The sequence below is a fragment of the Mesorhizobium sp. WSM4313 genome (assembly GCF_002294725.1).
GTDB lineage: Bacteria > Pseudomonadota > Alphaproteobacteria > Rhizobiales > Rhizobiaceae > Mesorhizobium.
In genome coordinates, this window is the sequence record NZ_NSFT01000019.1 from 1 (window position 1) to 25,978 (window position 25,978).

Consider the following 25,978-nt stretch of genomic DNA (forward strand, 5'->3'; position numbering starts at 1 on the left):
ACGCAGCGGTGTGAGACGGGCATTCTTGTGGATGTTCATTCGGACCCTCCGATGGATGCTGAAGCGTGGTAACTCCAGTCTCCTCGGTCCGGTCCGAATGGACAACCTCTCGAAAGCTCACACCTAGAACTCCTCTTGAAAGCGTATCTAGCTTCAAAGGGCGTGTCGAAACGCGGTCTCCGGCTCGGCTTCGGTCACAAGATCGAGGACATTTACGAAGCCGCAGTGGCCCTAGGAATGCCGCCGATTGGGAACGTGAAGATGATTGCCAACAACCTTGACCTGATGAATTCTCAGCAAGATTTTAGGTACCCGTCGGGGTACAAGCTGAATGTCCCGCCGCCGAGCTTCTGCCGAGAAACGTATAACGCTCTCCACACAGCGATCGAGCCGAGGATCCCCACCGAGGTACTGAAAGCCAACCTCAAATTTCATTGGGATTTTCGGGGGAAGACTGTCATTTGGAAGGACGAATAGCCCGAGGATGATCTTCCCCATCTACGTTGGCGTTCTTATGGCGCTGCTGTCAGCATCCGCCATTGGCGGTGGCGGCAAGGCGATCTTGTTGGGATGGCCGCCTCGCTGACAATGGCCGGGATGGGCACTCGCCGGCTGGCTAGGTTCTTAGCAGGCCATAGCCGGCTGTCTGGTGGAGATCGTCTTTCAGGGCTTTGATCGTCTGTGAAAGGTCGCGAACCTTGTCCATCAGCGTCTGAATGGTCGCCCCGATGGGCTGGATCTTAACGCCTCAATCGTCGCGAGAAGCTCAAGGTAGACGTGGTTCAATTGAACTTTCTCCCTTCGAGAGCTCTCAATGGTGATCGACATGTGCGACCAGGCTCGATCAATTGCCTGTTCGCTTATCCTTCATCGACAAGCGGACGCGTGCCGCCACCTCCCTTCCGTCACGCGAAGGACCCAGCCGGCGAGACCAGACGGCGTGCGTGGCGCAATCTTCTATGTGACGAGCGGCGAGATCGCGTGTGTCCCGCCGTGATGGGATCATCTATTCGTCGAGCGCGGCGCTGGCGCCATCATCGTCGATATCTGCAAACCCTGGGATGATCCAGCAGCTTCTCCTTCGACAGCAGCCCGGCGTCCTCGAGCGCCTCGAAATCCGGCAGCTGGCGCAGCGTGTCGAGCCCGAACTGCGACAGAAAAGTTTTGGTCGTCACATAGGTGTAGGGCGCGCCCGGCTGCGGGCTGCGCGGCCCCGAGGCGACCAGCTGCTCAGCGCGCAGCACGCCGATCAGGTCACGTGACACCTCCTTGCCGAAAAAGCTCGACAGCTCGCCACGGGTGATCGGCTGGAAATAGGCAATGCACATCAAGACAAGCGCCTCCGCCTGCGACAGTTCTTTTGCTCCCTCGCCCGCTGCCGTGCCGAAGGCTGCGTGAATGGCGTCGCCAAAAACCTTTTTGGTCCGGTGCTGCCAGCCGCCGGCGACCGCGACCAGCTCGTAAGGGCGGCCGGCGAGTTCGGCGCGAATGTCGTCGATGATCAGCTCGATATTGCAGTTTTTTCCCACCACCCGCGCGAGGACACTACGTGTCACCGGTTCATTTGCCGCAAAGATCACCGCTTCGACGCGGGCCATCCATTCGCACCAGCGCAGCTCCGGCGGCAGATGTTCCAGTTCGGTGTCGAGCAGCGCCGGCTGATCGTTTGGCTTGCGGCGGGCGGACGCTTCGCTCATCGCTACAGCCCGAACAGCCGGAATGTGGGGCGGCCGGAGAGCTCGCGCACGACCTCCAGTTGCTGCAGCCGTTCGAACAGCCGTCGCGATGCAAAGCGCGACAGATTGTCCGTCGTCAGCGATCCGGACACGGCGTCTTCACTGAGCAGCAGAAAGATTACGTCGCCGGCGCCTTTGGCGCGCAGTTTCGGCGCCACCGCCAGGAGTTTTTCGGCCCGGCGCGACAGCTCGGCGGCCAACCGACAAGCGTCCGCGGCGGCCGCGACGAGCGCGATGCAAACCGCCCGCTCAAAATTCTTGTCCCCGGGCCGGATGCGCCGGCCACCGCCGGCCTCGGTGCGGAAAGATGGTCCAAAACCCTGCGCCATTAGGAGCGGCAGGGGCTGCGGCCAGCCCAGGCGTTGCGCCAGTACCAGGTCGGCGAGCCACCAGCCAAAGACTTCGGCATCGGGACGCATGGCGACGACCTCAGCGGCGATCGCCGCGGCGTCGAATGGCGCCGACCGCTGGGATACCCCGAGTTTTTCGATCTGCGTGCAAAGGTCGGCGAGCGCGGCGCCGTCCCAATGGAGGCCAAGCTGGTCGAGTATCTTCCCGAGCCGGCCGGGCGTAGCGGCGGGCGGCTGCCTGGCCAACTGCCGCCAGGCGCCAAAGACGGCGCCTGCGGGACCGGGGTCAGCACGTAGGGGACGCAAATGCCAGGCATCGCGCAAGGCGGCCGCATCCTCGGCGCGGCCGGCGAGCCGCATGCTGGAGGCGGCGCAGCGAACCGCCAGCCGCTGCCGCCAAGCGCCGGCCCAGGCTGCCTGCGCGCGGGCGAGCGTGTCGAGGGCACCCAGGGCGGCGCCGGCCCGGAAGGCGGCGTCGCCGTCACTCGGCGCGCCGGCGCTTGTGATCGCCCACGCGGGAACGGAGGGCGGCGCAGAGGAGCTGGCGGTCGCGGGATCGAGGCGAATCATAATTTGGAGAGTAAAGTGCCGGTGCGCTTTTCGCCATGATTTTCGTGCCAAAACGCACAGCCTGTCGGATCAGCACAACGACTGATAGTGTTGCATTATCAATCTCTTCACGAGTTCGTCCCTGCTAAGCCATTTGGCCAACAAGTAAGTCTCGACAGGGCACCTTTTTGCGCAGCCGGACGAAACTCCGTTCGGAAATGTGCCGGCTCGCGGCGTAGGAGCCTGCTCAGGTTCAGATGTCATGAAGGCATCTAACGCCCGATCTGCCGCGCAACTTCGGTCCCATATTCATTGCCGACGGGGTATCTGAGGGCGACGTTTTTTGCGGGTTTTTCCTGGTCGGCTTTGGAGGTGATGCTGGCGCCGATTGTCACAGGCTACTTCACTATCTGTTCCTTGACCGATGAGATCTTTTGCGCTGCGGCGCTCCCGTCTTTGCTGTGGGTCACCTTCTGACCCAAGCCCCAACGTACACACGCGGGAGTGTCCTACAAGCCATCGGTTTCGACAGATCGGATGGATTGGGCAGGCGAGCCCAAAAGCTGCGAGCTTAGAGCGGTTATAAATCGTAGTTGTAGCTGTGTAACAAACTGTGTAACAAAAAGCGCGAAAAGACTAGTATTTTCAGTATCATAGAGGTGAAAGGGAATCCCTCCCTCTCCGCCATCCTGCTTCGCGCTGCGCGCTTCGCAGGACAGGTCTGGCGAATTTCTTTTCCGCGCGAAACAGGATGCCCTCCCCGGCACTCGCTGAGCCCCTTACAAACCTATCGCACCTGGTCAGAAGCGGTGGAAACCTCGGCGCTCATTTTGATTCGGAGCGCGAGCCAAACGAAGCGCTGGCGAGGCAGATGGTCGAGCTCGTCGACAAACCTTTTCGCTTACCTTTATGTGCCGCCACAAAAGATTAAAGACCTCGAAACAGAACTGCTCAAAATCGATTTTCCGTAGACCACCGGTGAGCGCTGAAATCGCCAAGCCCTCCCGTCAGGGGAGGCCCGCTTGCGCACCTGCAACTGTTGCGCGATGCTCACCGCAAAGAGGGGGAGGCTATGACCAAGGTACAGATTCAGAGCCAGCAGGAGTTTACTTACGAAGGCCGGGTTGGCGCGTTCCTATTCGTCTGCGGGCCGATTGCCGGCGGGCTTGGATACGCTTGGCTAATGAATGAATTTTCAAGCGGATATCCTCAGATCAGCGGCCCATTGCTCGTCCAAGCGGCCGGTGGGATCGCGTTCTTATTGGGTTGTGTCATGATGTTGGTCGGTCGGACCTATCGACATGACGTGACCGTTCAAAGTGGAGATCATCCAACGAGGCTCGGCGATCGATGATGGCGAATGTACCCGCGACGCTGACCGGCTTTCAACACCTCGACACATTCCACCGAACGCCCGTTGGAGATTACATTCTCGCGAAGGACGGGATTTCCCTTCCGAAAGAGGAGGGTATCTACCCCTTATAACCGGTGAAAATGTCCGCTATGTCGGATCTGCAAATCGAGTTCGGCGTCGGCTGAAATCCTATTTGCTTCGGCAAAAGAAGGGTACGAGCACGCGGCCAGTCCATAAACATCTGCAACAGGAATTGGCCAGGCGAGATGTCGATGTCTACGTTCGGACATTCGTCGAACGAATAGTTGAACACGGCGGAGCACCGGTGGATTTGGTGTTGGGTGTGGAAAGCGGTCTCATAGCTACCCTTAATCCACTCTGGAATCGGCGTGGCAAGAAAGGCGGGATAATTCTCGAAACGCCATCGCCGGATCTTGAGAAGCGCCCCTGAGCCTCGCCCCGCTCTACATCGCCGCGATCGGCGCCGTGAATTTCGCCAGTGCGGTCTGGCGCTCCCGGCAGCGTGACATGATCGGCAAAGCCGCTGGTCTGCTGATGATGGCGCGATCACGGATGCGCGTTGCACATAGCGCGTTAGATCGGGCCAGAGGAGCCGGCGAATTGATAAGATGAACTTGTCATGAGTGCGGGTGGAGACGGAGTGATAGATACTACGCCGCTGGTTGAGGTCGCTCGGCCAGCGGGTGAGAATCTGCAATTTATACCCCGCCGTTTCCAGGCTGGTGGTCGGCTTCAGATTGCTGACAGCGTAGGCATCCAAAACACATTCATTTCGACTTGTGTGCTTTGCGGTGGGGTCATCGTGGGGGAAGAGGCGACGTTGGAGCATCCACTTCCGCAATGGCTCCACAAATATGCTGGCGACATGGGCGATAGGAAAGCTTCCGCCTTCAGAGTATCTGAGACAATTCAGCCGACTTGGCGTCAGCTTTCCTTAAGCTCCCATAAGGAATGCAACAGGTTGTTTGCACGGAAACTCGAAGACCCGTCGATCACGGCTATCAAAGCCATGGTTGAAGGCAGGAGACTGACGTGGACACAGCTTGATGCGGCCTTCGATTGGCTGGACAAGATAAAATCCGCTTCTGCACATATGGCGATCGCGTTGCGTAGTCACAATCTTCGACTCGGCTATGAGGATATATCGTTCCCCAACAAACGCGTGGGAGCATTTGATCGCTTAGCGTTAATTTACCGCCTCTCGGAAGGGACGCCTCCGCTTGATCTGTGGGACTGTCTTAATGATGGATTTTTGACAACGCCGACGGCAATCACGCTCCGAGTGAAAGACCTGGTTATTGTATATGCCAGCAATAACTACTTGCTGTCAGCAGCTTTCGGTCTCGGGAGCTACTTGATGCAGAACAATTCGGCCACCTACATTCCCGGTACGGGAACCTTCGCCCCGGGCTTTGGAACTCGTTTTTGTCGCATCCCTCCTGCCAAGATTCTGGCCCAGCCGATGCGCCGGCAACATCAAAAGGAAGGTTTGCTAGATAATAACCCTGCTCTTCAGGAAAATGGCGATGGCAGGGTTTACGAGCTAGTTGGAAGCAGGTGGACTAGGGTAAGAGGTTGCGACTTCTCAGCTCTTCCAAGACTCAATAGTCGGCTTGGATACGCATTGGCTGCCCTCGAAACTGTCGAGTGGATCATCCTTTCTAAAGAGCAAGACTATGGCCGATATGGGACGCCGGAAAGTTTCTTCTTAAAGAGCCTTCCTGTGCTGCAGAACGAAAAACGAGGCCTAATAGAGTTAGTTTCCACCCTGCGAGGAGGCTTGACCATGCCTGAGAGCGACCGAATTACAGATCTCACGTTCAATCCCGGAGGAAGAGACGCCCCGAGAGCTTAAGGCTGCCAAATTGCGCTCCGGCAGCGACGACTTGCCTCAATGGTCTAAGCGCCCTTGCGTCGATCGCTCTCTGGCGGGCTTCCCTAGCCAGCGGCGTGCATTCACATGGATTGCTGCAAGCCCCTTCATGTCTCATGCTCCAACTAGCAGGAGGGGGCTCATGGGGCCTGATTACAGCGGACGATTTGCGTTCCTCGGTTTTGCCCTGCCACTCGTCGTTATCATGATGGTTATGTTATTTGGTTGGAAGGGCGACCCGACCACCGATTGGCTGGAAAGATGGTCAACGCTAATTGCCGGGTTGGCGGCTGTCCTGGCTGCAGTGATAACCGTTTATCAAATGCGGCAGACTGACGAAGCGCAACAATTGCGTGCTCAAGAGGCAGAGGAACGACAAGAGGATCGTCATCGGCAGCTCGTTCGTCTGACACTGCGTGGCGATCAACTCAGAGCGGAACGCGCGACGTTTCCCACCGCGTTGGACATCCGAATATGGATTGCGGATTTCGATCGGTTCAGGCTTCCGTTCGGTGAAGCCATAGGGGAACTTGAAAAGGATGACAGCGCCAGAGTCGCCGAACTCGCATTCGCTCTGAACAACATCCCAAGAGGCGGGCGCTAGCCGAAGCGACCGATCTTTTTGGCCACCAGCTTTTCTTCATTTACGAAGACCTTGTTGCCCGGATTGACTCCGTAGCTTTGGAAATCGAAGGGTCGGCTGGCGGTCGTCTGAACCTTGGCGTCATGGTTTCGGACCGTGAACTTGCACGTAAGCTGATGATGGATCTTCAGCGAGCCGGACCGCACCTGGAGGAATTGGCTACACGGCTAATTGAGCTTGACCAAGCTTATCGATGAGACGACCCTTCTTTGGACAAAAAATGAAAGCCCGCGGCTCCGAAGATACGCGGGCCAAATGGGGCGAGCCGCTTTATACTCCTGGGCATCATTGCCGGCAGACGGCCCGCTTTTCGAAAAACATCGTTCTCATGTGTCGCAAGGTCGGCAAGCGGGGGATTCACAGATTCGCGGTTTCGATCTATGATTCAGTGACGGAACAGGCATTTGACGACATTGCCGCAGCCTTACGAGCCTCGCCAGTGCGGTTTCCCGACTCGCTATGGCCGCTTTGGCGCCTGGCTGAAAGCCTCTGCACGGGCCTCGCAATCGGCGTTGGCTTTGCGATGGTCCACGCCTTCGCAGGCTAGAAGGCGACCCAAAACACCAAAGCCAAGACCATGGCTGCGGCGACGATACTTATCAGTAAATCGATCGCAGGTATCGCAGAGCCCAAGCGGCGGCCTTTTGGAGCGGATGCATCGTAACTTCGACCGGCCTCTCCGAAGCGATCTGCGTTCGGGTATATCTTCTGCGGATTTCGTCTCGGCTTGAGCATGCTCGATCCCTCTTTTGATAAGCTATATTAGCGTCTGCTTGCGCTCAAGCGCCGCCAGAAGCATACTGCTTGCGGGAGTGAGGGGTGTGGGCAAGCGTCAGCAGTATCGAGGGGCAGATCAGGCGAGCCGGTGGCGCAATCGCGCCAGACGGCCTTTTCTTGTTCCTATGCGCCTTGTTGTCGTGACAGTCGCCGCTGCTTCCACCTTCGCAACGCAATTCGTCATGTCGCACAGCCTGTTGGGCGCGGTGGCGCCTTCACGCCCAGGGTGCCCGGCTGCGTGATTAAGGGCAACATCTCCATGAACACGGGCGAACACATCTATCATCTGCCCGGCCAGAAATATTACAGCTCGACAGTGATTAACCCGAGCAAGGGCGAAAGGTGGTTTTGCAGCTAGGCAGAAGGCAGGCGGCCGGCTGGCGAAGATCGAAGGTATAGGCAGTGGACGACATCGCACCGAAATCGCAAAGGGTCTACGGCGCCAGTATGACACCATACGGAGTGTATCTCTTTGCCAGGACTTACGGGCTGAATGCTGATGCGCTCGGGGCTGTCTCACTACCTGGAATGTCAGACCACCCGCGCAGGCTTCTGTATTTCCAGGCTTTGGAGCACTTCTTTCGATGCCATCTTTTGCTCAATGGCAAGACACCCGAGGAGGTCCGCAACTACAACCATGATTTCGAGAAAATGCTCGATGACAGCAAATTCTTTGGACTGGTGATACCAAAAGCCGTCGAGGCATTCATTCGCCTACGATCAGTGGCAAGGGATTACACTCGAATACGATACGATTTCAGGTTGGACGACCCGAATGATCCGACGCAAAGGCCACCGCCAATGACACAAATGCAGCGAGCCGTAAGAACGCTAGAAAAAGCTGTCGGCCGCGCTATTGAGGCTTCGAACCCAGACTGCATAGTTTTGGATGGCAACAAGTTCACGATGATTGCCGGCTCGGCAAACTTCAAAGCTTGGAGCTGACGCCAAAATTTGCATATGAGGTTCTTCGCATGGCGGCAATGTCTTTGGTTCTTATCCCTTTGCTGGCAATCTGGCTTTTCCTGGTCAGTTCGCCTCGCTCTAAGGCTATCGTGGTTTTCTTCGCGATTGGCGCCTACATATCCAGCTTCTTCTCGCTTGATCCGTTCGCCACGCTTGCCGGAATGTCTGGCGCCTTGATCCTTGCTCTGTCGGCGGTCATTGCGCACAGGGCCATTCGACATGCGCACGGGGGGCGAAATCTAACAATGCGCGGTCGCGGCTTCACAACGGGGGACAAGATGACCGGGCGAACCATCGCGGTTGCCCTGGCAATTGCGTTTTCCCTTTCGCCTTCGCATGCGCAACCGCAGCATCGTCTACCAAGCGGCTATAAATGGGGCCGCTGCCTGCTGGTCGTTCACGGCGAGACCCGCATCTCCGGAAGATGCTCCTACCAAATCGAGAAGGGCGGCGATTTCAATGTCCAGGGGCCTCGTCAGGTTTTTGCGGGCATCGACTATCCCGCCACGCATAGCGGGGCCGGTGAAATGTCGAAGGATTACTGGGCCGTCGTCTACAAGGACGGTGATCTTTGGGCCGGCTACGGCAACGCGGATATTCGCGACACGCACGGCGAGGCAGGCGATTGGGGAGAGCTTCGCCGCGAAGGCGCATGCTATGTCGGGAAGGACGTCCGGGTGTGCCTTTGGCGTTGAGCAATTCCAGGAAAAGTGTGAGCGGTTGGGCTCGCCAGCTGATTGGCGATCCTTCGCGAAGATGGCCTCCGAAGCCTTGGCGGAGGCCGCTCATTCATTTCAGGCTACGCATTCGCGCGGCGCCCTTCGCAGGACTGACATCCTGAGCCCGAAGCGGATGCGGCATAGGAAGCCGGAGCTCGGGCAGGTGCGCCCCTGACGGCCGCAAACGCCGGTGATCCGGCAGTCCGTCTTTGTGCCCTCTACGGGCGCGCTCATGCTGCCAGCCTCTGCATGGCTTCGGCCATCTGAGCCGAGACACGGCGGTCGTAGTCCTCGGCAAGCGCCCGCAGGGCCGCAGCCCCGTCGCCGGAAAATGACGGGCCATGCATGAGCGCCAGAGTGCGTGGCGCGAGCTTGGCAAGCTCGCGGATGGTCGTGCCCATGCCGGGATTGAGTGCCGAATATTTGAACAGATCCTCGGCGGCGATCGCCGGGCCGACAACATCGCCGTCGGTCAGCGCGCGGTCGTTGCCGAGTTGGGTGAACAGATCGCCGCAGAGCAGGGTGCCGGTCGATTCCTCGTACATGACGCCGGCGTCCCAACCATGCGGCGTGTGCGGTGTATCGATGAAGCGCACGCGCTTGCCGCCGCCGATGTCGATCACCTCGCCATCCTTCAGCACCCGCGGCGCACGATCCGCGAAATCGTTGAGCGACACGTAGACGCCTGTCTGTCCGTGCGCGGCCGTTGCTTGCGGCGCAACGGTGAGCCATTCGTTCATGGCGCCGCATTCGTCGGATTCGAAATGGCCAAATCCAATCCAGCGAAGACGCTCCGGCGGGATGATGCGGGCAAGCGCGTCGCGGTTGAGCGCGAACATCTTCCGCAGACCGGTGTGGAACATGAGCGGCTCATCGCCCATGACCAGGAACTGGTTGAAGGTGAAGCCGACGGGCGGAGCAATATCCGGTACATAGGTCGATAGGCGGTAGATGCCCTCGGCGATTTCATCGATTTTCGTTTCCATGGAATCTCCTCCAAAACAATGGTTGCGTTCCCTCTCCCGGTTACCCAGGGCTGGACTTCGACCAAAATCGAAGTACATATGTGTGTAGCGAAATATTAGAACCCTGTCAACAATGGGTGCACATACGTGTGCATTTAAATACATGACCCGCAAATACACCCTTAAACGCCGTGCCGAGCAGCAGGCGGAAACCCGGCGGCGCATCGTCGAAGCTGCGATCGACCTGCACGGTAGCGTTGGTCCCGCAGCAACGACCTTCAGCTTGGTCGCCGAGCGTGCCGGCGTTCAGCGACACACGCTCTACGCCCACTTCCCCGACGAGCGCAGTCTGCTGCAGGCCTGCTCGAGCACGCACATCGAGACTCATCCGCTGCCGAGCCCGGAGCCGTGGCGAGTTGTGGCCGACCCAGGCGAACGGATGCGGATCGCGCTGCTGGCGCTCTACGAATGGTACGGGCGCAATGAAAGCGTGGTGGCCAGCGTGTTGCGCGACGCCGAACATCACCCGCCAACCCGGGAGGCTGTCGAGACGAGCATCGGCCCGTATTTCGCGACCTGCCAGGGAGTGCTCGGCGAAGGCCTTGGCGGCAGCCAGCGAGCGATGCTGCGTGTGGCGCTGAGCTTCTTCACCTGGCGCACGCTGGTGCGCGAAGCTGGCCTGCAGCCCGTTGAAGCCGTAAACACCATGGTTCGGGCCGTCCAAGGCGTGGGTTAAGCGGCAGACTCCGGCGGCAGTAGGCTGAGATGTGCGTGTTGTCAGCTTTCTGACGGGTGCGCCGCGATCGCACTCAAGAACGCCTCCCCGAACTCCTTGAGCTTCGCTGCACCCACGCCGTTCACCTCGGCGAAGTCGTCGAGGTCGCGCGGACGGCGCTCGGCCATGTCGATCAGCGTGCGGTCGGAGAACACCACATAGGCAGGCACCTGGCGTTCCTTGGCAAGCCGCAGCCGCAGCGTCTTGAGCGCGGCCAGCAAGGAAGTGTCCACGCCCTCGCCGCCCATGGCGGAACCCTGCGCGGCACGCTTCCTGCCACGCGCAAGACGGTCCCGGCCTTCGACGCGATATTCAAACGCGACCTCGCCGCGCCCGAGCGCGCGGCCGCTTTCGGAGATGGCGAGGCCGCCATGGCCGTCGGGGTCCGGCACCAGGAAGCCGCCGGCGACAAGTTGCCGGATGAGCGACAGCCAGACCGGCTTCCGGTGCATGATGCCGGTCCTGAAGCTGGCGAGCTGCTGATGGCCTCTGGCCAGCACCTTTTCGGTCTCATGGCCGAGCAGGATGTCGATGACATGGGCGGCGCCGAAGCGCTCGCCGCTCTGCGCGACGGCCGCGAGGATGATCCGCGCCTCCGCCCCGCCATCGGCGCGCGGCGCCTGGTCGAGGCAGTTGTCGCAATTGCCGCAGGCTTGCGCCTCCTCGCCAAAATAGCCGAGCAGCACCTGGCGCCGGCACTGCGCCGTCTCGCAATAGCCGATCAGCGTGTCGAGCCGGCGATGCGCCCGCCTTTTGTGCTCGGGCGAGGTATCCTCGTCGTCGATGAACATCCGGCGCGTGCGGATGTCGCCGGCGCCGTAGAGCATGTGCGCTTCCGCCGCTCGGCCGTCGCGGCCGGCGCGGCCGATCTCCTGGTAATACGCCTCGAGGCTGCCGGGCAGGTCGGTGTGGAAGACATAGGCGACGTCGGGCTTGTCGATGCCCATGCCGAAGGCGATGGTCGCCACCATGACGACGCCGGACAGGCTCATGAAGGTGTTCTGGTTCGCCTCTCGCGCGTCCTTGCTCATGCCGGCGTGGTAGGCGAGCGCGCTGACGCCGTTCTTCTCCAGGAAAGCCGCCATTTCTTCCGTCTTGCGGCGCGACAGGCAATAGATGATGCCGCTCTTGCCCTGGTGACGCTCGATGAAGCGCAGCAGCTGGCGCTTGCTGTCCTGCTTGGGCTCTATCGCCAGCTTGATATTGGGCCGGTCAAAGCCCAGCACCAGGGTTTCGGCGCGCCCGGCAAACAGCCGCGCTTCGATGTCGGCGCGCGTGGCCTCGTCCGCCGTCGCCGTCAGCGCGATGATGGGCACCTGCGGAAACACGCCGCGCAATTGCGACAGGTCTTCATATTCGCGCCGGAAGGCCGGTCCCCATTGCGAGATGCAATGCGCCTCGTCGATGGCGATCAGGCCGACATCGAGCCGGGACAGGGCTTCGAGCATCCGCTCTGTCATCAGCCGCTCCGGCGCCATATAGAGCAGCCGCGACTGCCCGGACGCCACGCGGCGCCAGGCCGCGACATTGGCGTCGCGGTCGAGCGAGGAATTGATGGTGTCGGCGGCCACGCCGGCAAGGCGCAAGGCGGCGACCTGGTCCTGCATCAGCGCCACCAGCGGCGACACCACGATGGTAAGCCCGCCTTTGACCAGAGCCGGAACCTGATAGCAGAGCGATTTGCCGGCGCCTGTCGGCATCACCGCCAGCACATGCCGCCCGGACAGCAACGCCTCGATCACGGTCGCTTGCCCGGGGCGAAAATCGTCGAAGCCGAACACATCCTTCAGGACGCGCCGCTTGTGATCCTCGGCCCGGATGCTCACTGCCTGCGCCGGCATCACCGCGCCGTTCCCGCGTTCAAGGTGTAGGCCGGCATTTCGTAGCCGAATTCGTGGCAGAAGCCCTCCACGCGGGCGAGGAACGCCGCTGGCAGGCCATGCAGGTAGGTCTGGAATTCTTCATTGCGCTCCCATTTTCTTAGCGACGTCGGCCGTATCGGATTGTCCGCATCGCGGCTGTAAAGCGTGACCGGTGACAGACCGAACGACCGGGCGATCCTGGCCTGGACGATATCGGGTTCGGCGATCAATTCCTCATAGCGCAGATAGAAAACGGCTCTTTCGGGTTGAGCCTTTCTAAGGCGCGTCAACCCGTCATACTCCGCCTCCCAGCGCTCGGTCGTTACGTGAAAACGCCGTTCGTTCACCGTCTCTGGATGGGAGCTTGTGAGCACGTCGAAAGGATGCCGCACGCAATAGATCAATCCGACTGAGCCAGGCAGATGCTCGATGTCCTTATGGCTCTCATAGGTGCGTTTGACGACCAGATTGACTTCGGGGCGATCCAGTTCGAGCAGCGCCTGATAGGGCGCCTCGTCCCTATGAACATAGATATCGTCGAAACACGCCATCAAACGACGGCTTAGCGTGGTTCCGCTGCGAGCACAGCCGGCAATGAAGATTCTTTTGCGAAACGTCATTGCCGAGGGCAGCCGGGGCGCAGCCTTGCGCAAGCGCCAGAACAGTCTTCTTGCGCCACGGCGTAGAGTGGTCGCCGGCATCCGGGCTGCTTTGCCAGGAACGTCCCTCGACGTGATCTCGGCCAAGGCGATGCCGCTCTCTCCGGCAACGGCGTAGAGCAGCCAGGTGCGGCCGCTCTCCTCGAAAATCGCAGGATCGCGCAACGCGTTCTCCGCGCCTTCGGCCGGCCCGTCCCGGCTGGGGCAGACCGGCAGGCCCGCGCCTTCGAAGTCCGTCTGCGGCCGCAGCAGTTCGGTCTCGCCTTTGACCGTCCAGCGTCGCCAGTCCTCGGCGAGATCGATCGTGCCGTGAAGTATCCGTTCCGGCGCGTCGCCCCTGCGCGTGTAAAAGACCCGCAGCCAGCGACCGGATTTCTGCAGTGCAAGATGCCGCGGGGTGGGAAGATGCTTCATGCCGGACAGAACGACCGCACCCCGTTCGAAATCGGAGATGCCGGTCCTGGAGCGGAAGACGGTGATGGCTTCTGTCCCGAGAAGACCGTACCACCACTGATCGTGGCGGAAGAACCGGGCATAGGAAGGCCCGAGCGGCTCGGAAAGCGGATTGAAATGAAGGCCGTCACCGGATGTCGCGGCAAAGGTCGTCTGGCCTTCTCCGCCTTTTGCCGGTCCGTGAAAATACATAACGAAGCGGCGATTCCGCTGATCGACATGAACGTCGGGAGACGCGATGTGGCCTTTGATGAACGGACATTGAGCGAGAGATAGTACCCCGCCGGGATGGATGCGCCACGGGCCTTCGATCGAATCGGCGTAGGCGAGGCGGATATAGGAACCCCCGTGGTCGGCGAAATAGAGATAGTAGGCGCCCAGCCGCCCCGGCGCCCAGTCCGGCATGCCGATCAGCGACGGCCCGTTGATGTTGATCCCATCACCGCCGGGCAACATGTCCGGCGTCACGATAAGCCCAAGCCGGCTCGCGGTGAGAATGGGTGGCGCGATCATGCGGCAGGCTGCTTCCGGTCGCCGATTCCATCCTGGCGACAAGCGCGCCTGTCGTGGAGCCTGCACGTTCCAGCCCGGCATCGCCGGGTCTCACATGTCGCTTGCTCTTCCAAGCTAGCCCCCTTGATCTTGCCGCCGCCTGGGGCAGGCGCCTTGGCTCGATTGCCGATCCGGCATCGTTCGGCCTTGTCGTTTCGATACAACGACGTGCATTGAAACGAAAGGTCAAAGCAATGCCGCGGTCCATTCCCGGCGGCTTCGAACGACAGGGCTGTGGGATAGGGTGCGCTTGCGACTAAATCATCGAAGCGTGGAAGGCCGTCACGACATTCCGCTCGAATCGCTGCGACCGCCGACTTCGCCGCCCGAGAGTTCCCCCGGCCCGTTCTGCGGTGCTATAACGCCGAGCCGCTCCGAATAAAGAGCGACGCTCGACGTTATAGGAGCCTTGGCATGATCGATCCCGCGACGCTCGTCACCTACATCGCGGTCGTGTTCGGCTTCGTCTTCATCCCGGGGCCGGCGACGCTGCTCACGGTCGCGCGGGCGACGAGCTCGGGCACGAAGGTCGGCATCGCCACCGGCGCTGGTGTCGCGGCTGGCGACGTGATCCACACCGTCATGGCCATCGTCGGCATCTCGGCCGTCATCGCCGCTTCGGCGATGCTGTTCAGCATCGTCAAATATATCGGCGCGGCCTATCTCGTTTATCTCGGCATCCGCGCCATTTTCGAAAAGGCGCCGGCAGACCTGGCGGCCACGACGCTCCCCATTTCCGCGGGCCGGGCCTTCCGGCAGGCGATCCTGACCGAAGTGCTCAATCCGAAGACCGCGCTGTTCTTCCTGGCCTTCCTGCCGCAATTCGTGCACCCGCAAGGTGGTTTCGTGGTGCTGCAGCTGATGCAGCTTGGCATCATCTTTGTTCTGCTCGGGCTCTTCAGCACGGCCGTCTTCGCCGTCAGCGCGGGCGGCCTGGGTTCCTTCCTGCGCCGCAATCCGGCGGTGCTGAAATGGCAGGGCAAGGTGGTCGGCGGCATCTATTGCGCGCTCGGCATACGCCTGGCGCTGCAGCAGCGCTGAAACGCTTCACCCGGCGGCGCCGGTCCCAGGCAGGCATGTCATAGCTGAATTCGCGACAGAAGGCCCGCATGGCCGGCGTCGGCGGGGTGACGAGATCGCGCTTTCTTTATAAAAGAAACCAAGCATATTCTTGCAGAACTCAGCCGGGGGCTTGCTGATATTATTCTTCCGCAGTCGTCCTGCTTCTCCGACACCACAGCAATGGAATCCGTCACCGCCATGGATTCGTCCGCGCCCGTGCTGATCTTCTATGCCCGCAACGACGCGCTTGGCGACGGCCTGCTGCGGATTCCGGCCCTGCGGGCGGCAAGGACGGCCTTTCCGCAAAGCCGTGTCGTCTACGGCGCCATGCGCGGCTCATCGCTCTCGCATGCGTTGCACAAGCATGTCGCGCATCTCGTCGACGATTTCAGGACGAAGACGCCGCTTTCAGCCATCCTCGCCGAATTCGCGCCGCGCGGCCGCAAAGCCATCGTCGTCGATCTGCGCACCGGCGTGCCGGGCCTCATCCTCACGGCTCTTCGACTTGCAGGCCGGGGCATCCGCTACGAAGCGAACTTTGCCGGCCATCTTCTGTCGCTGCGCTGGGGCACGCGGTTGACGCTGCGGCCGGAACACAATGCCTGGCGCTACCACCGGCTGGTCGAGCGTCTGGCGGGGCGGCATCTGCCTTTCGATCACAGGCTCGATGTGCCGGACGCCGCGCGGGCTTTGGCGCGCCAGCTGCGCGGCGGTTGCGGCCGTCCGCTTGTCCTGCTTGGCGGCAATGCCCATGGCAGGAAGTGCATGAGTGAAGATCAGGTGGTGGCCGTTGCCGGCAATCTCATCGATGCCGGCTACCGGGTGCTGTATCTGGCGACCCCCGGCAGCGGACCGGCGCCACTGGCGCTCCTCGCAAGGGAAGGCCGCCTCCAGGTGGCCGGTCCGGAACTGGCGCCGGACATTGCAAGTTTCGACGATCTCCTGCTTGCGTTGGGCGAGATGGCGGTCGCCTATATCGGCATGGAGGGCGGACTGGCGCATTTCATGGCCGCCGTCATGACGCCGGCGGTGATCGTCAACAACGGCGCCAATATGGAGCGCTGGCGCCCCCTTTCAAATGCGGTCGAAGTCGTCACGGCGCCAAGGCGAGGCCGTTCGGCCTATGTCGCCGACGCGCCGGTCGAGGCCATACTCGATGCCGCGCATCGCCTGCTCGCGGCAGGCCGCCGCGATCACATGGCGGTCGCAGCGGTTCCGGAAAGGCGTGAAACCGCTCCGGTGCAATCGGCGTTCGATAGAACCGCCGATCTGTCCTAGCCGAGGAAATCGGCCCGGCAAGGCGCAAAGCTGTCGACCAGCCGCCCGGCCTTCAGCGCCTTGACGCCATGCACGAGATTGGACGGCACGATGAAGCTGCTGCCTGTTTCGAGGATCTCCGATCGGCCGCCGATGGTAACCTCGAAGCAGCCCTCGGCGACATAGCTTGCCTGGACATGCGGATGCGAGTGCAGCGCCCCGACACCGCCCTTCTCGAAGGCGAACTCGACCATCATCAATTCATCAGTATGCACCAGCACGCGCCGCCTGTTGCCGTCCGGCGTCGGCTCCCAGGCTTTTTCGCCCGCATGGGAAAAGATATCGGTCATCGCTCAGCTTCCGTTCGGCTTGTAAAGCAAATCCAGGAAAGGTCCGGCGCGGTTTTCCGGCGGGAGACGGTCACCGCGCCAGCCAGCCGCCATCGACCGGCACCACCGCGCCATGCATATAATCCGACGCCCGCGCCAGCAGGAACACGGCTGTGTCGCCTATATCGTCGGGCCGGCCCCAGCGCGCCGCGGGGATGCGCCCGAGGATGGCGGCGCTGCGGTCCGGGTCGGCGCGCAGCGCCTCGGTGTTGTTGGTCTCGATATAGCCCGGCGCGATGCCGTTGACGTTGATGCCTTTCGCCGCCCATTCGCAGGCGAGCAGCCTTGTGAGGCCGAGCACGCCGTGCTTCGAGGCCGTATAGGAAGCAACGCGGATGCCGCCCTGGAAACTCAGCACCGAGGCGATATTGACGATCTTGCTGCGCCGTCCGGGCTCCGCCAGCACGCGCCTGGCAAAGCTCTGGCACAGGCGAAAGACCGTCTTCAGATTGACGTCCATCACCTCGTCCCAATCGGCTTCGGTAAGGTCGACCGCATCGGCGCGCCGGATAATGCCGGCATTGTTGACGAGGCCGTCGAGCCGGCCGCTCTCGTCCCAGACCCGGTCTAACATCGCGGCCGCCTCGGCCGGGTCGCCGAGATCGGCCTTCACCGCTTCGAAGCTGCCGCCCGCGGCCATAACTTTCGCGGCGGTGTCATCCATCGCCGATCGGCCGACGCCGACCACCAGGCCGCCGGCGCGCGCGATCGACACGGCGATGCCTTGCCCGATGCCGGTGTTGGCGCCGGTGACCAGGATGCGCTTGCCGGTAAGGCTGAAGGCGGAAAGATCGCTCACCGCAATTGATCCATCGCCACCTGGTCGACGTCGGTATAGTCGACATTGTCTCCGGCCATCGCCCAGATGAAGGCGTAGTTGGATGTGCCGGCGCCCGAATGGATCGACCAGCCCGGCGACAGCACCGCCTCCTCGCTGCGCATGACGATGTGGCGCGTCTCGTCCGGTTCGCCCATGAAGTGGAAGACGCGCTGCCCTTCCGGCAGATCGAAGTAGAGATAGGCTTCCATGCGCCGGTCATGCACATGGCAAGGCATGGTGTTCCACACCGAGCCTGGGGCGAGCTGCGTGATGCCGACGACGAGCTGGCAGGTCTTGACGCCGCCGGCGTGGATGAACTGGAAGATCGAGCGTTCGTTGCTGGTCGCCTGGCTGCCGAGATCGATCCGCCTGGCGTCGCCGATGCGGATTAACTGGCTGGGATAGGTCCAATGCGCCGGTGCGCTAAGCAGGTAGAATTTTGCCGGCTTGTCGGGCTCCGCCGAGGCGAACGACACCTGCTCAGCGCCCATGCCGAGATAGACCATGTCGCGCGCCGCCAATTCGTAAGCCATGCCGTCGGCCGTGACGGTGCCGGCGCCGCCGATGTTGACGGCGATCAGTTCGCGGCGGTCGAGGAAAGCCTTGGTTCCGGTCGGTTTGATCGCCTCGAGCGGCAGGGTCTTGTCGATAGGCATCGCGCCACCGACGATCATGCGGTCGTAATGCGTGTAGGTCAGGCTGACGAGGCCCGGCTGGAAAAGCCCCTCGACGTGGAAATGGTGGCGCAGCTCGTCTGTTCCCATGGCCGCGGCGGTGATGGGATCGATGGCGAAGCGCGAGGAAAATTGTGTCTGGTCCATTTCTAGGCCTTGTCTGAGGTCACTCGGTCGATGCGGCTTTCAGCGAATTGGCATAATAGGCCTGTCTGGCCTGCAGCCGCTCGCGGTAGCGCTGCTGGCTGCGGGTCAGATGCGTGCGCATCGCCTCGCGCGCGGCCTCGGCATCGCCCGCCGAGATCGCATTGAGGATGACGAGATGCTCGCGCTGCAGGCCGCGCTGGTACTCGTCCGACTGGACGAGCTCTGTCGACCAGGGCGACGTCACGTCGCAAGGAATGGCGCGGCGTCCCAGCACATCGAGCATCTCGACATAGAACGGGTTGTTGGTGGCGCTGGCGATCGCGCGGTGGAAGGCGAGGTCGGCCGGGCCAGTCGGCTGGCTGGCGAGCAGCAGCCGCTCGAACTCGAAGAAGGCCTCCTGGATCGCGGCCTCCTGGGCGGCGTTGCGGCGGATGGCGGCCAGGCCCGCCGATTCGATCTCGATCGCGAGGCGGACCTCGAGCACGTTGAGCGCGACCGAATCCTTGGCTCCCATGTCGGCGGCCAAAACGCCGAAGGTGGTCGAGATGTGCTCGCTGACGAAGACGCCGGCGCCTTGCCGCGCTTCGACCAGGCCATCGGCGGCAAGCTTGGCCAGCGCCTCACGGATGACCGTGCGGCTGACGCCGAAAGTCTCCGTCAGCTGGCCTTCGGTTGGCAGCTTCTGTCCGGGCGGAACCTCGCCTGCCAAGAGCTGCTTGCGGATCGCCGCGACCACGGTCTCCGACAGTTTCGGTTTGCGTTCGACCCTGAGGTCGGCAACTGTTTGGGACACGTGGTGCCCTCCTAATGGAACAGGCTCGGCAGCCACAATGAGATCTCCGGTATGTAGGTGACAAGCATCAGCACCACGAAGGCCGCTCCATAGAACGGCCAGATCGAGCGCATTGCCGTCCAGATGGGAATGCGGCCGATGGCGCAACTGACGAACAGCACCGCGCCGACCGGCGGCGTGCAGAGGCCGATGCCGAGATTGAGGATCAGGATGACGCCGAAATGCACGGGATCGACGCCATAGGCCATGACCACCGGCAGGAAGATCGGCGTGGTGATGATGATGAGCGGCGACATATCCATGAATGTGCCGAGGATGAGCAGGACGACATTGATCAGAAGCAGTATGACCAGCTTGTTGTCGGACACGGACTGCAAAAACGCGACAAGCGCTGCCGGAACCCGGAGATAGGCCAGCAGCCAGCCGAAGGCCGCGGCGCAGCCGATGATCATCAGCACCATCGCTGTCGTGCGCACCGCCGCTGTCGTCGCGGTGACGAAATCGTTCCAGCTCATCGACCGGTAGATGATCAACGTCACCAGGAAAGCATAGACGATGGCAATGCAGGAGCTTTCGGTGGCGGTGAAGATGCCGGAGCGGACGCCGCCAAAGATGATGCCGATCAGGATCAGCCCGGGAATGGCGGCGACAAGCAGTTGCAAGGCCCGGCCGAAACCGGCAAAAGGTTCCGTCGGATAGCCGCGCCGGCTTGCCACCAGATAGGCGGTGACCATCAGCGACAGGGCCAGCAGCAGCCCCGGCAGAACCCCGGCGGTGAACAGATCCGCTATCGAGATGCGGCCGCCGGCCGAGATCGAATAGATGATCATGTTGTGCGACGGCGGGATCAGCAGCGCAATGATGGCGCCGACGGAGGTGATGTTGACGGCATAGTCGATGCCGTAGCCGCGCGCCTTCATCTGCGGGATCATCAGCCCGCCGACCGCTGAGGCATCGGCCACCGCCGAACCGGAAATTCCGCCGAACATGGTCGACGCGGCAATGTTCACTTGACCCAGGCCGCCGCGCAGATGGCCGACCAGGGACCCGGCCAATGCCACCAGGCGGGCGGCGATGCCGCCGCGAACCATAAGGTCGCCGGCGAAGATGAAGAACGGGATGGCCATCAGCGAAAAGACGCTGACGCCGGAATTGAGCCGCTGGAACACCACGACCGGTGGCAGGCCGATCGTGAGGATCGTCGCGAAGCTGGCGATGCCGAGGCAGAACGCGATCGGCGTGCCGATAACCAGCAGGAAGACGAAAGTGCCGAAAAGCACGATCAGCGCCATGGTTCAGAGCTCCTCGCCGGTCGCGTAGATGTCGGCATCGACCGGCAGCCCGGCAAAGCGCCCCGCCAGCCGCTCGAGTGAAAACAGGCAGACCAGCGCGCCTCCCAGGATGACCGGCAGGAAGCTGACGCCGCCGGGCAAGGCCAGCGACGGCATCACCGTGTTCCAGGTCAACCTGGCGAGCTGCACGCCATACACGATCATGCCGGCGCCGAAGGCCAATACGACGAGATCGGAAATGCTGCGCAGCACCGCCTTGGCCGAGGCAGGCAAGACATAGAGCAGCACGTCGAAGCCGAGATGCGTGCGCTCGCGCACGCCGACGGCGGCGCCCAGGAAGATGAACCAGCCCATCAGCAGCACGGATGAGGATTCGGTCCAGCTCGGCGAGCGGTTCAGCATGTAGCGCGAGAAGACTTGCCAGAAGATAATGACGGTCATCAGCGTCAACCCGGTGCCGCTGACCCACAAGGCCAACCGCGCAAGCCCGGAAAGGGCCTGTTCCACCCGCAGCCAGAACCCTTTCGTACCCGACCGGCTGGATGGCAGCACGGAAGCCTCCGTGCCACCGGGCCTGTTGCCGATCCCGGTCATTTCGTCGCCTGGATACGGGCGGCGAGGTCCTTGAGCTCGGGCGTCGACAGATATTTGTCGTAGACCGGCTTCATGGCGTCGATCAGCGGCTGCTTGTCGATCTCGCTGATCTTGACGCCGGCTTTCTCGACGATGTCGCGTGACTTCTTCTCCTGCGCGTCCCACAGCTCGCGCATCTTGACGACGCTGTCCTTGGCCGCCTGGCGCACGATCGCCTGGTCTTCCGGCGCCAGCTTGTCCCAGCTTGCCTTCGACATCACCAGCACCTCCGGCACGATCTGGTGCTGATCCAGCGTGTAGTGCTTGGCGACCTCGTAATGCTTGGCGGATTCGAAGCTCGGCCAGTTGTTCTCGGCGCCGTCGATGACGCCGGTCTGCAGCGCCGAATAGACCTCGCCATAGGCCATCGGCGTGGCGTTGGCGCCGAGCGCATTGACCATGTCGACAAAGACGTCCGACTGGATGACGCGGAACTTCATGCCCTTCATATCTGCCATCGAGGCGATGTCCTTCTTGGTGTTGTAGAAGGAGCGCGCGCCGGAATCGTAGAAGGCGAGCCCGACAAGGTCATGCGCCTCGAACGCCTTCAGGATCTGGTCGCCGATCGGCCCGTCCATGACATGGCGCATATGCTCGACCGAGCGGAAGATGTAGGGCAACGACGGCACGGCGGTTTCCGGCACGATGCCGTTGAACGGCCCCATGGAGACGCGATCGAGGTCGACGACGCCGGCCTGGGTCTGCTCGATCGTATCCTTTTCCTCGCCGAGCTGCGCCGAATGATAGACCTCGATCGAATAGCGCCCGTTGGTGCGCTGCTTGATCAGCTCGCCCATATATTTGACCGCCTCGACTGTCGGATAAGCGTCCGGATGGGTGTCCGAAGAGCGCAGGACGGTTTCGGCCTGCGCGGCGCCGATCATCAAGGATCCGATGGCGAATGTCGCCGTCAGCAATCTCGAAATATGCAACATGTCTTTCCTCCCTTCAAAAATCACGGATATCCCGGCTCAGAGCCGGTACGCCTTCTTGGCAAGCGAGTAGGCAAGCTCCCGCGCCAGCTCATGCGCCTCCTCCTCCCGGAGCCGATGCTCGGCGATCAGCCGCGCCAGAAAGGCGCAGTCGACACGCCGCGCAACGTCGTGGCGCGCCGGGATCGACGGGAAGGCGCGCGTGTCGTCGTTGAAGCCGACGGTGTTGTAGAAGCCCGCCGTCTCGGTGGTCATCTCGCGGAAGCGGCGCATTCCTTCCGGGCTGTCGTGGAACCACCAGGCCGGCCCGAGCTTGAGCGCCGGATAGACGCCGGCGAGCGGCGCCAGCTCGCGCGCATAGCTCGTCTCGTCGAGCGTGAACAGGATGATCGTGAGGTCGCGCTCCAGCCCGACGCAATCGAGCAGCGGCTTCAGCGCCGACACATAATCGGTCCGCGTCGGGATATCGAAGCCCTTGTCGCGGCCGAATTTCCGGAAAACGGAAGGCGAATGATTGCGCCATGATCCAGGATGGATCTGCATTGCCAGGCCGTCGTCGCGGCTCATCTTGGCCATCTCGGTCAGCATCTGGGCTCGGAACAGTTTTCGCTCGCGCTCATCCTCGGAGCCGCGCCGGATGCGGTTGAACAGCTCCTGCGCCGCCGCGTCGGAGAGATTGGCGGTCTCGGCCGTCGGATGGCCGTGATCGGATGAGGTCGCGCCGAACTCCTTGAAAAAGGCGCGGCGCTTTCGATGCGCCTCGAGATAGCCGGACCAGCTGCCGGTGTCGCATCCGGTGATCTCGCCGAGCCTATCCAGATTGGCCGGGAACCCCTCGAAATCGGGATCGACCACGGCGTCCGGCCGATACGCGGTGACGACGCGGCCCTTCCAGCCGCTGTCGCGGATCGTCCGGTGCCATTTGAGGTCGTCGAGCGCGCCTTCGGTCGTCGCGATCACCTCGATGTTGAAGCGCTCGAACAGCGCGCGCGGCCGATAGTCATCGCGTTGCAGCAGCGCGGCGATCGTATCGTAGATGCGGTCGGCGCTGGCTGCGGTAAGCGGCTCCCCGATGTCGAACAGATGCTCGAACACATGATCGAGCCACAGCCGTGTGGGCGTGCCGCGGAAGAGATAATAATGCTCGGCGAAGCGCCGCCAGATCGCCCGGCCGTCGGTTTCGACGGGTGCGCCGTCGAGCGTCGGGACGCCGAGTTGCTCCAGCCGCACGCCTTGGCTGAACAGCATGCGGAAAATGTAATGGTCCGGCACGATCAAGAGCTGCGCCGGGTCGGAAAACGGTTCGTTGAGCGCGTACCAGCGCGGGTCGGTGTGGCCATGCGGACTGACGATCGGCAGGTCCTTCACACCCGCGTAAAGGGCGCGCGCCAATGATCGCGTTTCCGGCGAAAACAGCAGGTCCGGATCGGTCAATGCGGCCACGCGGCTCCTCCTAGGCTTCGCTATTGGTAGATCGGCCAGAGATAATGTCAACATACAAATATTATGCAGTTGTATGATGACTTTCGAAAGGAACGCGGCCATTGTGCGCGGCGACAGCGGGTGTTAGGTCGCTGCCGTCGTTTTCCGATCGGAGACCAGCTTCCATGAACGGCCGTCTGTCCAACGCCACCCTTGCGGAGCTGCCGGCCGAAGTTCTGGTGCCTCGCTATGATCGCAAGTCCGTCGCGCCCGGCATCGTCCATCTTGGCGTCGGCGCCTTTCACCGTGCCCACCAGGCCGCCTATGTCGATGCCTGTCTGGCGGATGGCGAGAGCGATTGGGGCATCATCGGCGTCTCACTGCGCAGCCCCGACACGCGCGATGCGCTCAAGCCGCAGGACGGGCTCTACACGTTGGCAATAAGGGACAGCGCCGGCGAACAGCTGCAGGTCATCGGCTCGATCCAGTCCTTGCTTGTCGCCCCGGAGGACCCTGGCGCTGTGCTCGCCGCGCTCACCGATCCGCGCATCCGTATCGTCACGCTCACCATCACCGAAAAGGCCTATCTCAGGGCAGCCGACGGCACGCTCGACAGCGCGCACCCCGAAATTGTCCACGACCTCGCCAACCCCGGATCGCCGAAGACGGCGCATGGATTTCTCGCCGAGTCGCTCGCGCGCCGCCGCGCCGCCGGCACGCCGCCCTTCACGGTGCTCTGCTGCGACAACCTGCCGGCCAACGGCGCCACATTGCACCGGCTGATGGTCGAGTTCGCCGAGTTGCGAGACAGCCGCGAAGGCGGTGCCCACCTCGCGCGTCACATCGCCGACGAAGTGGCGTTTCCATCTTCCATGGTCGACCGCATCGTGCCAGCGACCACGGACGCCGATCGCGCCCGCATCGCTGGCGAGCTCGGCATCGATGACGCGTGGCCGGTGATGACCGAGCCGTTCCGGCAATGGGTGATCGAGGACCGCTTTCCCGCCGGGCGGCCGGCCTGGGAGAAATTCGGCGTCACCATGGTCGAGGACGTCGGCCCGTTCGAGGACATGAAGCTGCGGCTGCTCAACGGCGCGCATTCCGGCATCGCCTATCTCGGCCTGCTCAGCGGCCACGCCACCGTCGACCGCGCCTTTGCCGATCCGTCGATCCGGCAGTTCGTCGATTGGCTCTGGGCCGAGGCTATTCCAACCCTGCCGCAGCAGGCTGGGCTCGACACAAGTGCCTATACGGCCGAGCTCGCCGAGCGCTTTTCCAACACCGCGCTCGCCCACCGCACTGCGCAGATCGCCAATGACGGCAGCCAGAAGCTGCCGCAACGCATCGTCGCCTCCGCCCTCGCCCGGCTGGAGGCCGGCTTGCTGCCGGAACATCTGTCGCTGGTTGTCGCCGCTTGGATCACCGCCTGCGCCGCGCGCGGTAGCAGCTTGCCTGAGGGCCATTTCACCGACCCGCTCGATATCGCCCTCGGCGACCTGTTCGGCCGCAATCTGCCGACCGCAACATTGGCCGAGGCTGTGTTCGACCTCGCCGGCTTTGCCAAAGGCCACGCGGAACGACAAAGGTTGATCGAGTTTGTCGCCACCCACCTCGTCCATTTCAAGCAGGGCGGTCCGAAGCTGGCTTTTGCCGCGCTCGGCATCGGCAGCGAGCCGCCAAGGCTGGCCGAATAGCTATTCGCCCGCCTACCCGCCAGGGATTGCGCCCCATGCAGCGCGAAACTGTCTCGCAAACAGCAAAAACAAAAAAGCGGGGCTAGCCCCGCTTTGTAAAACGCTTCCCGGCAGCCGACTTCAGGCCGGCAGCAGCGCGCCTTCCAGCGTGGTGAGCTGGCTGAGGAACTGCTCCGCCTTGCTGCGGCTCTCGTCGTCCTTTGCGTCGGCCGCGTCTTCCTTGGCCTCCTGGATGCGACGAGCCAGATCGGCGCGATCGATGTCGTTCACATGCGTCGCCGATTCGGCAAGAAGCGTGCAGCCGGAAGGCAGGATGTCGGCGAAACCGCCGAACACGACGAAGCGCTCTTCCTTGCCGCCCGCGGTCTTTATCGTGACGACGCCGGGCTTGATGGTCGTCATGACCGGCGCGTGCTGCGCCATCACCGTCATCTCGCCTTCGGCACCGGGTATCACGACGGACTCGACCTGCTCGGAAACGAGCAGCCGCTCCGGCGAGACCAGTTCGAATTTGAAAGCTTCAGCCATGTTCAATTTAGCGAGTAGGGAATAGCGAGTAGCGAGTAGTGAAGAAACTCGCCAAACCCGTTGCTCCCTATTTGCTACTCC

The 25,978-nt window shown here is 62.1% G+C and carries 24 protein-coding genes; 10 read left to right on the top strand and 14 right to left on the bottom strand.

The annotated features are described in order from the left end of the window. Positions 1-1,034: 1,034 nt before the first annotated feature. On the bottom strand, positions 1,035-1,697 hold the full coding sequence (locus CK219_RS27230; protein ID WP_063169436.1) for an SMC-Scp complex subunit ScpB: 663 nt from the start codon (positions 1,695-1,697) through the stop codon (positions 1,035-1,037). A gap of 2 nt (positions 1,698-1,699) precedes the next feature. Beyond that, positions 1,700-2,656, bottom strand: a complete 957-nt coding sequence (locus tag CK219_RS27235) for a DUF1403 family protein (RefSeq protein ID WP_063169437.1) — start codon at positions 2,654-2,656, stop codon at positions 1,700-1,702. Positions 2,657-3,707: 1,051 nt separating this feature from the next. Between CK219_RS27235 and CK219_RS27240 the strand changes: the two genes are divergently transcribed. The 6 genes from CK219_RS27240 to CK219_RS27280 all read left to right on the top strand — a co-directional run bounded on the left by CK219_RS27240 (position 3,708) and on the right by CK219_RS27280 (position 8,964). Continuing rightward, entirely contained in the window at positions 3,708-3,989 is a 282-nt protein-coding gene (locus tag CK219_RS27240; protein WP_141245417.1) for a hypothetical protein, read from the top strand. A 661-nt stretch (positions 3,990-4,650) separates the two neighbouring features. Continuing rightward, positions 4,651-5,865 (top strand): hypothetical protein, encoded by a 1,215-nt coding sequence (locus CK219_RS27250; RefSeq protein ID WP_141245418.1) that lies wholly within the window; start codon positions 4,651-4,653, stop codon positions 5,863-5,865. Positions 5,866-6,025: 160 nt separating this feature from the next. Beyond that, positions 6,026-6,487 carry a hypothetical protein gene (locus tag CK219_RS27255; protein ID WP_095769708.1) on the top strand — a complete coding sequence of 154 codons (462 nt, stop codon included), beginning with the start codon at positions 6,026-6,028 and terminating at the stop codon, positions 6,485-6,487. Positions 6,488-6,746: 259 nt separating this feature from the next. Beyond that, positions 6,747-7,073 carry a hypothetical protein gene (locus CK219_RS27265; RefSeq protein ID WP_141245419.1) on the top strand — a complete coding sequence of 109 codons (327 nt, stop codon included), beginning with the start codon at positions 6,747-6,749 and terminating at the stop codon, positions 7,071-7,073. 632 nt (positions 7,074-7,705) lie between these two features. Continuing rightward, entirely contained in the window at positions 7,706-8,248 is a 543-nt protein-coding gene (locus tag CK219_RS27275; RefSeq protein ID WP_141245420.1) for a hypothetical protein, read from the top strand. Between the two features lie 29 nt (positions 8,249-8,277). After that, positions 8,278-8,964 carry a hypothetical protein gene (locus CK219_RS27280; protein ID WP_095769712.1) on the top strand — a complete coding sequence of 229 codons (687 nt, stop codon included), beginning with the start codon at positions 8,278-8,280 and terminating at the stop codon, positions 8,962-8,964. 254 nt (positions 8,965-9,218) lie between these two features. On the opposite strand, the gene CK219_RS27285 is transcribed toward CK219_RS27280, so the two are convergent. Continuing rightward, positions 9,219-9,974 carry an MBL fold metallo-hydrolase gene (locus CK219_RS27285; RefSeq protein ID WP_095769713.1) on the bottom strand — a complete coding sequence of 252 codons (756 nt, stop codon included), beginning with the start codon at positions 9,972-9,974 and terminating at the stop codon, positions 9,219-9,221. A gap of 142 nt (positions 9,975-10,116) precedes the next feature. Between CK219_RS27285 and CK219_RS27290 the strand changes: the two genes are divergently transcribed. After that, on the top strand, positions 10,117-10,689 hold the full coding sequence (locus tag CK219_RS27290; RefSeq protein WP_095769714.1) for a TetR/AcrR family transcriptional regulator: 573 nt from the start codon (positions 10,117-10,119) through the stop codon (positions 10,687-10,689). Between the two features lie 41 nt (positions 10,690-10,730). On the opposite strand, the gene recQ is transcribed toward CK219_RS27290, so the two are convergent. Next, complete coding sequence (recQ, locus tag CK219_RS27295; protein WP_095769715.1) at positions 10,731-12,569, bottom strand: DNA helicase RecQ; 1,839 nt, start codon at positions 12,567-12,569, stop codon at positions 10,731-10,733. Then, complete coding sequence (locus CK219_RS27300; RefSeq protein ID WP_095769716.1) at positions 12,569-14,215, bottom strand: hypothetical protein; 1,647 nt, start codon at positions 14,213-14,215, stop codon at positions 12,569-12,571. Before CK219_RS27300 ends, recQ begins: the two co-directional genes overlap by 1 nt. A gap of 453 nt (positions 14,216-14,668) precedes the next feature. Here CK219_RS27300 and CK219_RS27305 point away from each other — a divergent pair, with 453 nt between their 5' ends. Both CK219_RS27305 and CK219_RS27310 read left to right on the top strand, forming a co-directional pair. After that, positions 14,669-15,295 (top strand): LysE family translocator, encoded by a 627-nt coding sequence (locus CK219_RS27305; protein WP_095769717.1) that lies wholly within the window; start codon positions 14,669-14,671, stop codon positions 15,293-15,295. A gap of 201 nt (positions 15,296-15,496) precedes the next feature. Further along, positions 15,497-16,594, top strand: a complete 1,098-nt coding sequence (locus CK219_RS27310; protein ID WP_095769718.1) for a glycosyltransferase family 9 protein — start codon at positions 15,497-15,499, stop codon at positions 16,592-16,594. Here CK219_RS27310 and CK219_RS27315 read toward each other — a convergent pair. The 8 genes from CK219_RS27315 to uxaC all read right to left on the bottom strand — a co-directional run bounded on the left by CK219_RS27315 (position 16,591) and on the right by uxaC (position 23,696). Beyond that, positions 16,591-16,923, bottom strand: a complete 333-nt coding sequence (locus tag CK219_RS27315; protein WP_095769719.1) for a cupin domain-containing protein — start codon at positions 16,921-16,923, stop codon at positions 16,591-16,593. The genes CK219_RS27310 and CK219_RS27315 overlap by 4 nt on opposite strands. 70 nt (positions 16,924-16,993) lie before the next feature. Then, a complete protein-coding gene (kduD, locus tag CK219_RS27320; RefSeq protein ID WP_095769720.1) occupies positions 16,994-17,761 on the bottom strand; it encodes a 2-dehydro-3-deoxy-D-gluconate 5-dehydrogenase KduD in 768 nt (255 codons plus the stop codon). Continuing rightward, positions 17,758-18,603: a 5-dehydro-4-deoxy-D-glucuronate isomerase gene (gene kduI, locus CK219_RS27325; protein ID WP_095769721.1), complete on the bottom strand. Its 846-nt coding sequence runs from the start codon at positions 18,601-18,603 to the stop codon at positions 17,758-17,760. Before kduI ends, kduD begins: the two co-directional genes overlap by 4 nt. 19 nt (positions 18,604-18,622) lie before the next feature. Next, positions 18,623-19,396, bottom strand: a complete 774-nt coding sequence (locus CK219_RS27330; protein ID WP_095769722.1) for a FadR/GntR family transcriptional regulator — start codon at positions 19,394-19,396, stop codon at positions 18,623-18,625. A gap of 11 nt (positions 19,397-19,407) precedes the next feature. After that, the gene (locus CK219_RS27335; RefSeq protein ID WP_095769723.1) at positions 19,408-20,688 is read right to left on the bottom strand and encodes a TRAP transporter large permease; all 1,281 of its coding nucleotides are present in this window, start codon (positions 20,686-20,688) and stop codon (positions 19,408-19,410) included. A gap of 3 nt (positions 20,689-20,691) precedes the next feature. After that, positions 20,692-21,282, bottom strand: a complete 591-nt coding sequence (locus CK219_RS27340; RefSeq protein WP_245340635.1) for a TRAP transporter small permease — start codon at positions 21,280-21,282, stop codon at positions 20,692-20,694. Further along, on the bottom strand, positions 21,279-22,256 hold the full coding sequence (locus tag CK219_RS27345) for a TRAP transporter substrate-binding protein (RefSeq protein WP_095769724.1): 978 nt from the start codon (positions 22,254-22,256) through the stop codon (positions 21,279-21,281). The genes CK219_RS27340 and CK219_RS27345 overlap by 4 nt, the downstream gene beginning before the upstream one ends. Before the next feature lie 36 nt (positions 22,257-22,292). After that, positions 22,293-23,696: a glucuronate isomerase gene (uxaC, locus tag CK219_RS27350; RefSeq protein WP_095769725.1), complete on the bottom strand. Its 1,404-nt coding sequence runs from the start codon at positions 23,694-23,696 to the stop codon at positions 22,293-22,295. Between the two features lie 164 nt (positions 23,697-23,860). Here uxaC and CK219_RS27355 point away from each other — a divergent pair, with 164 nt between their 5' ends. Then, on the top strand, positions 23,861-25,369 hold the full coding sequence (locus CK219_RS27355) for a mannitol dehydrogenase family protein (protein WP_095769726.1): 1,509 nt from the start codon (positions 23,861-23,863) through the stop codon (positions 25,367-25,369). 120 nt (positions 25,370-25,489) lie between these two features. Here the strand turns inward: CK219_RS27355 and CK219_RS27360 are convergent, their stop codons facing one another. Then, positions 25,490-25,897, bottom strand: coding sequence for a F0F1 ATP synthase subunit epsilon (locus tag CK219_RS27360; RefSeq protein WP_095769727.1), 408 nt, complete (start codon positions 25,895-25,897; stop codon positions 25,490-25,492). Between the last annotated feature and the right edge of the window lie 81 nt (positions 25,898-25,978).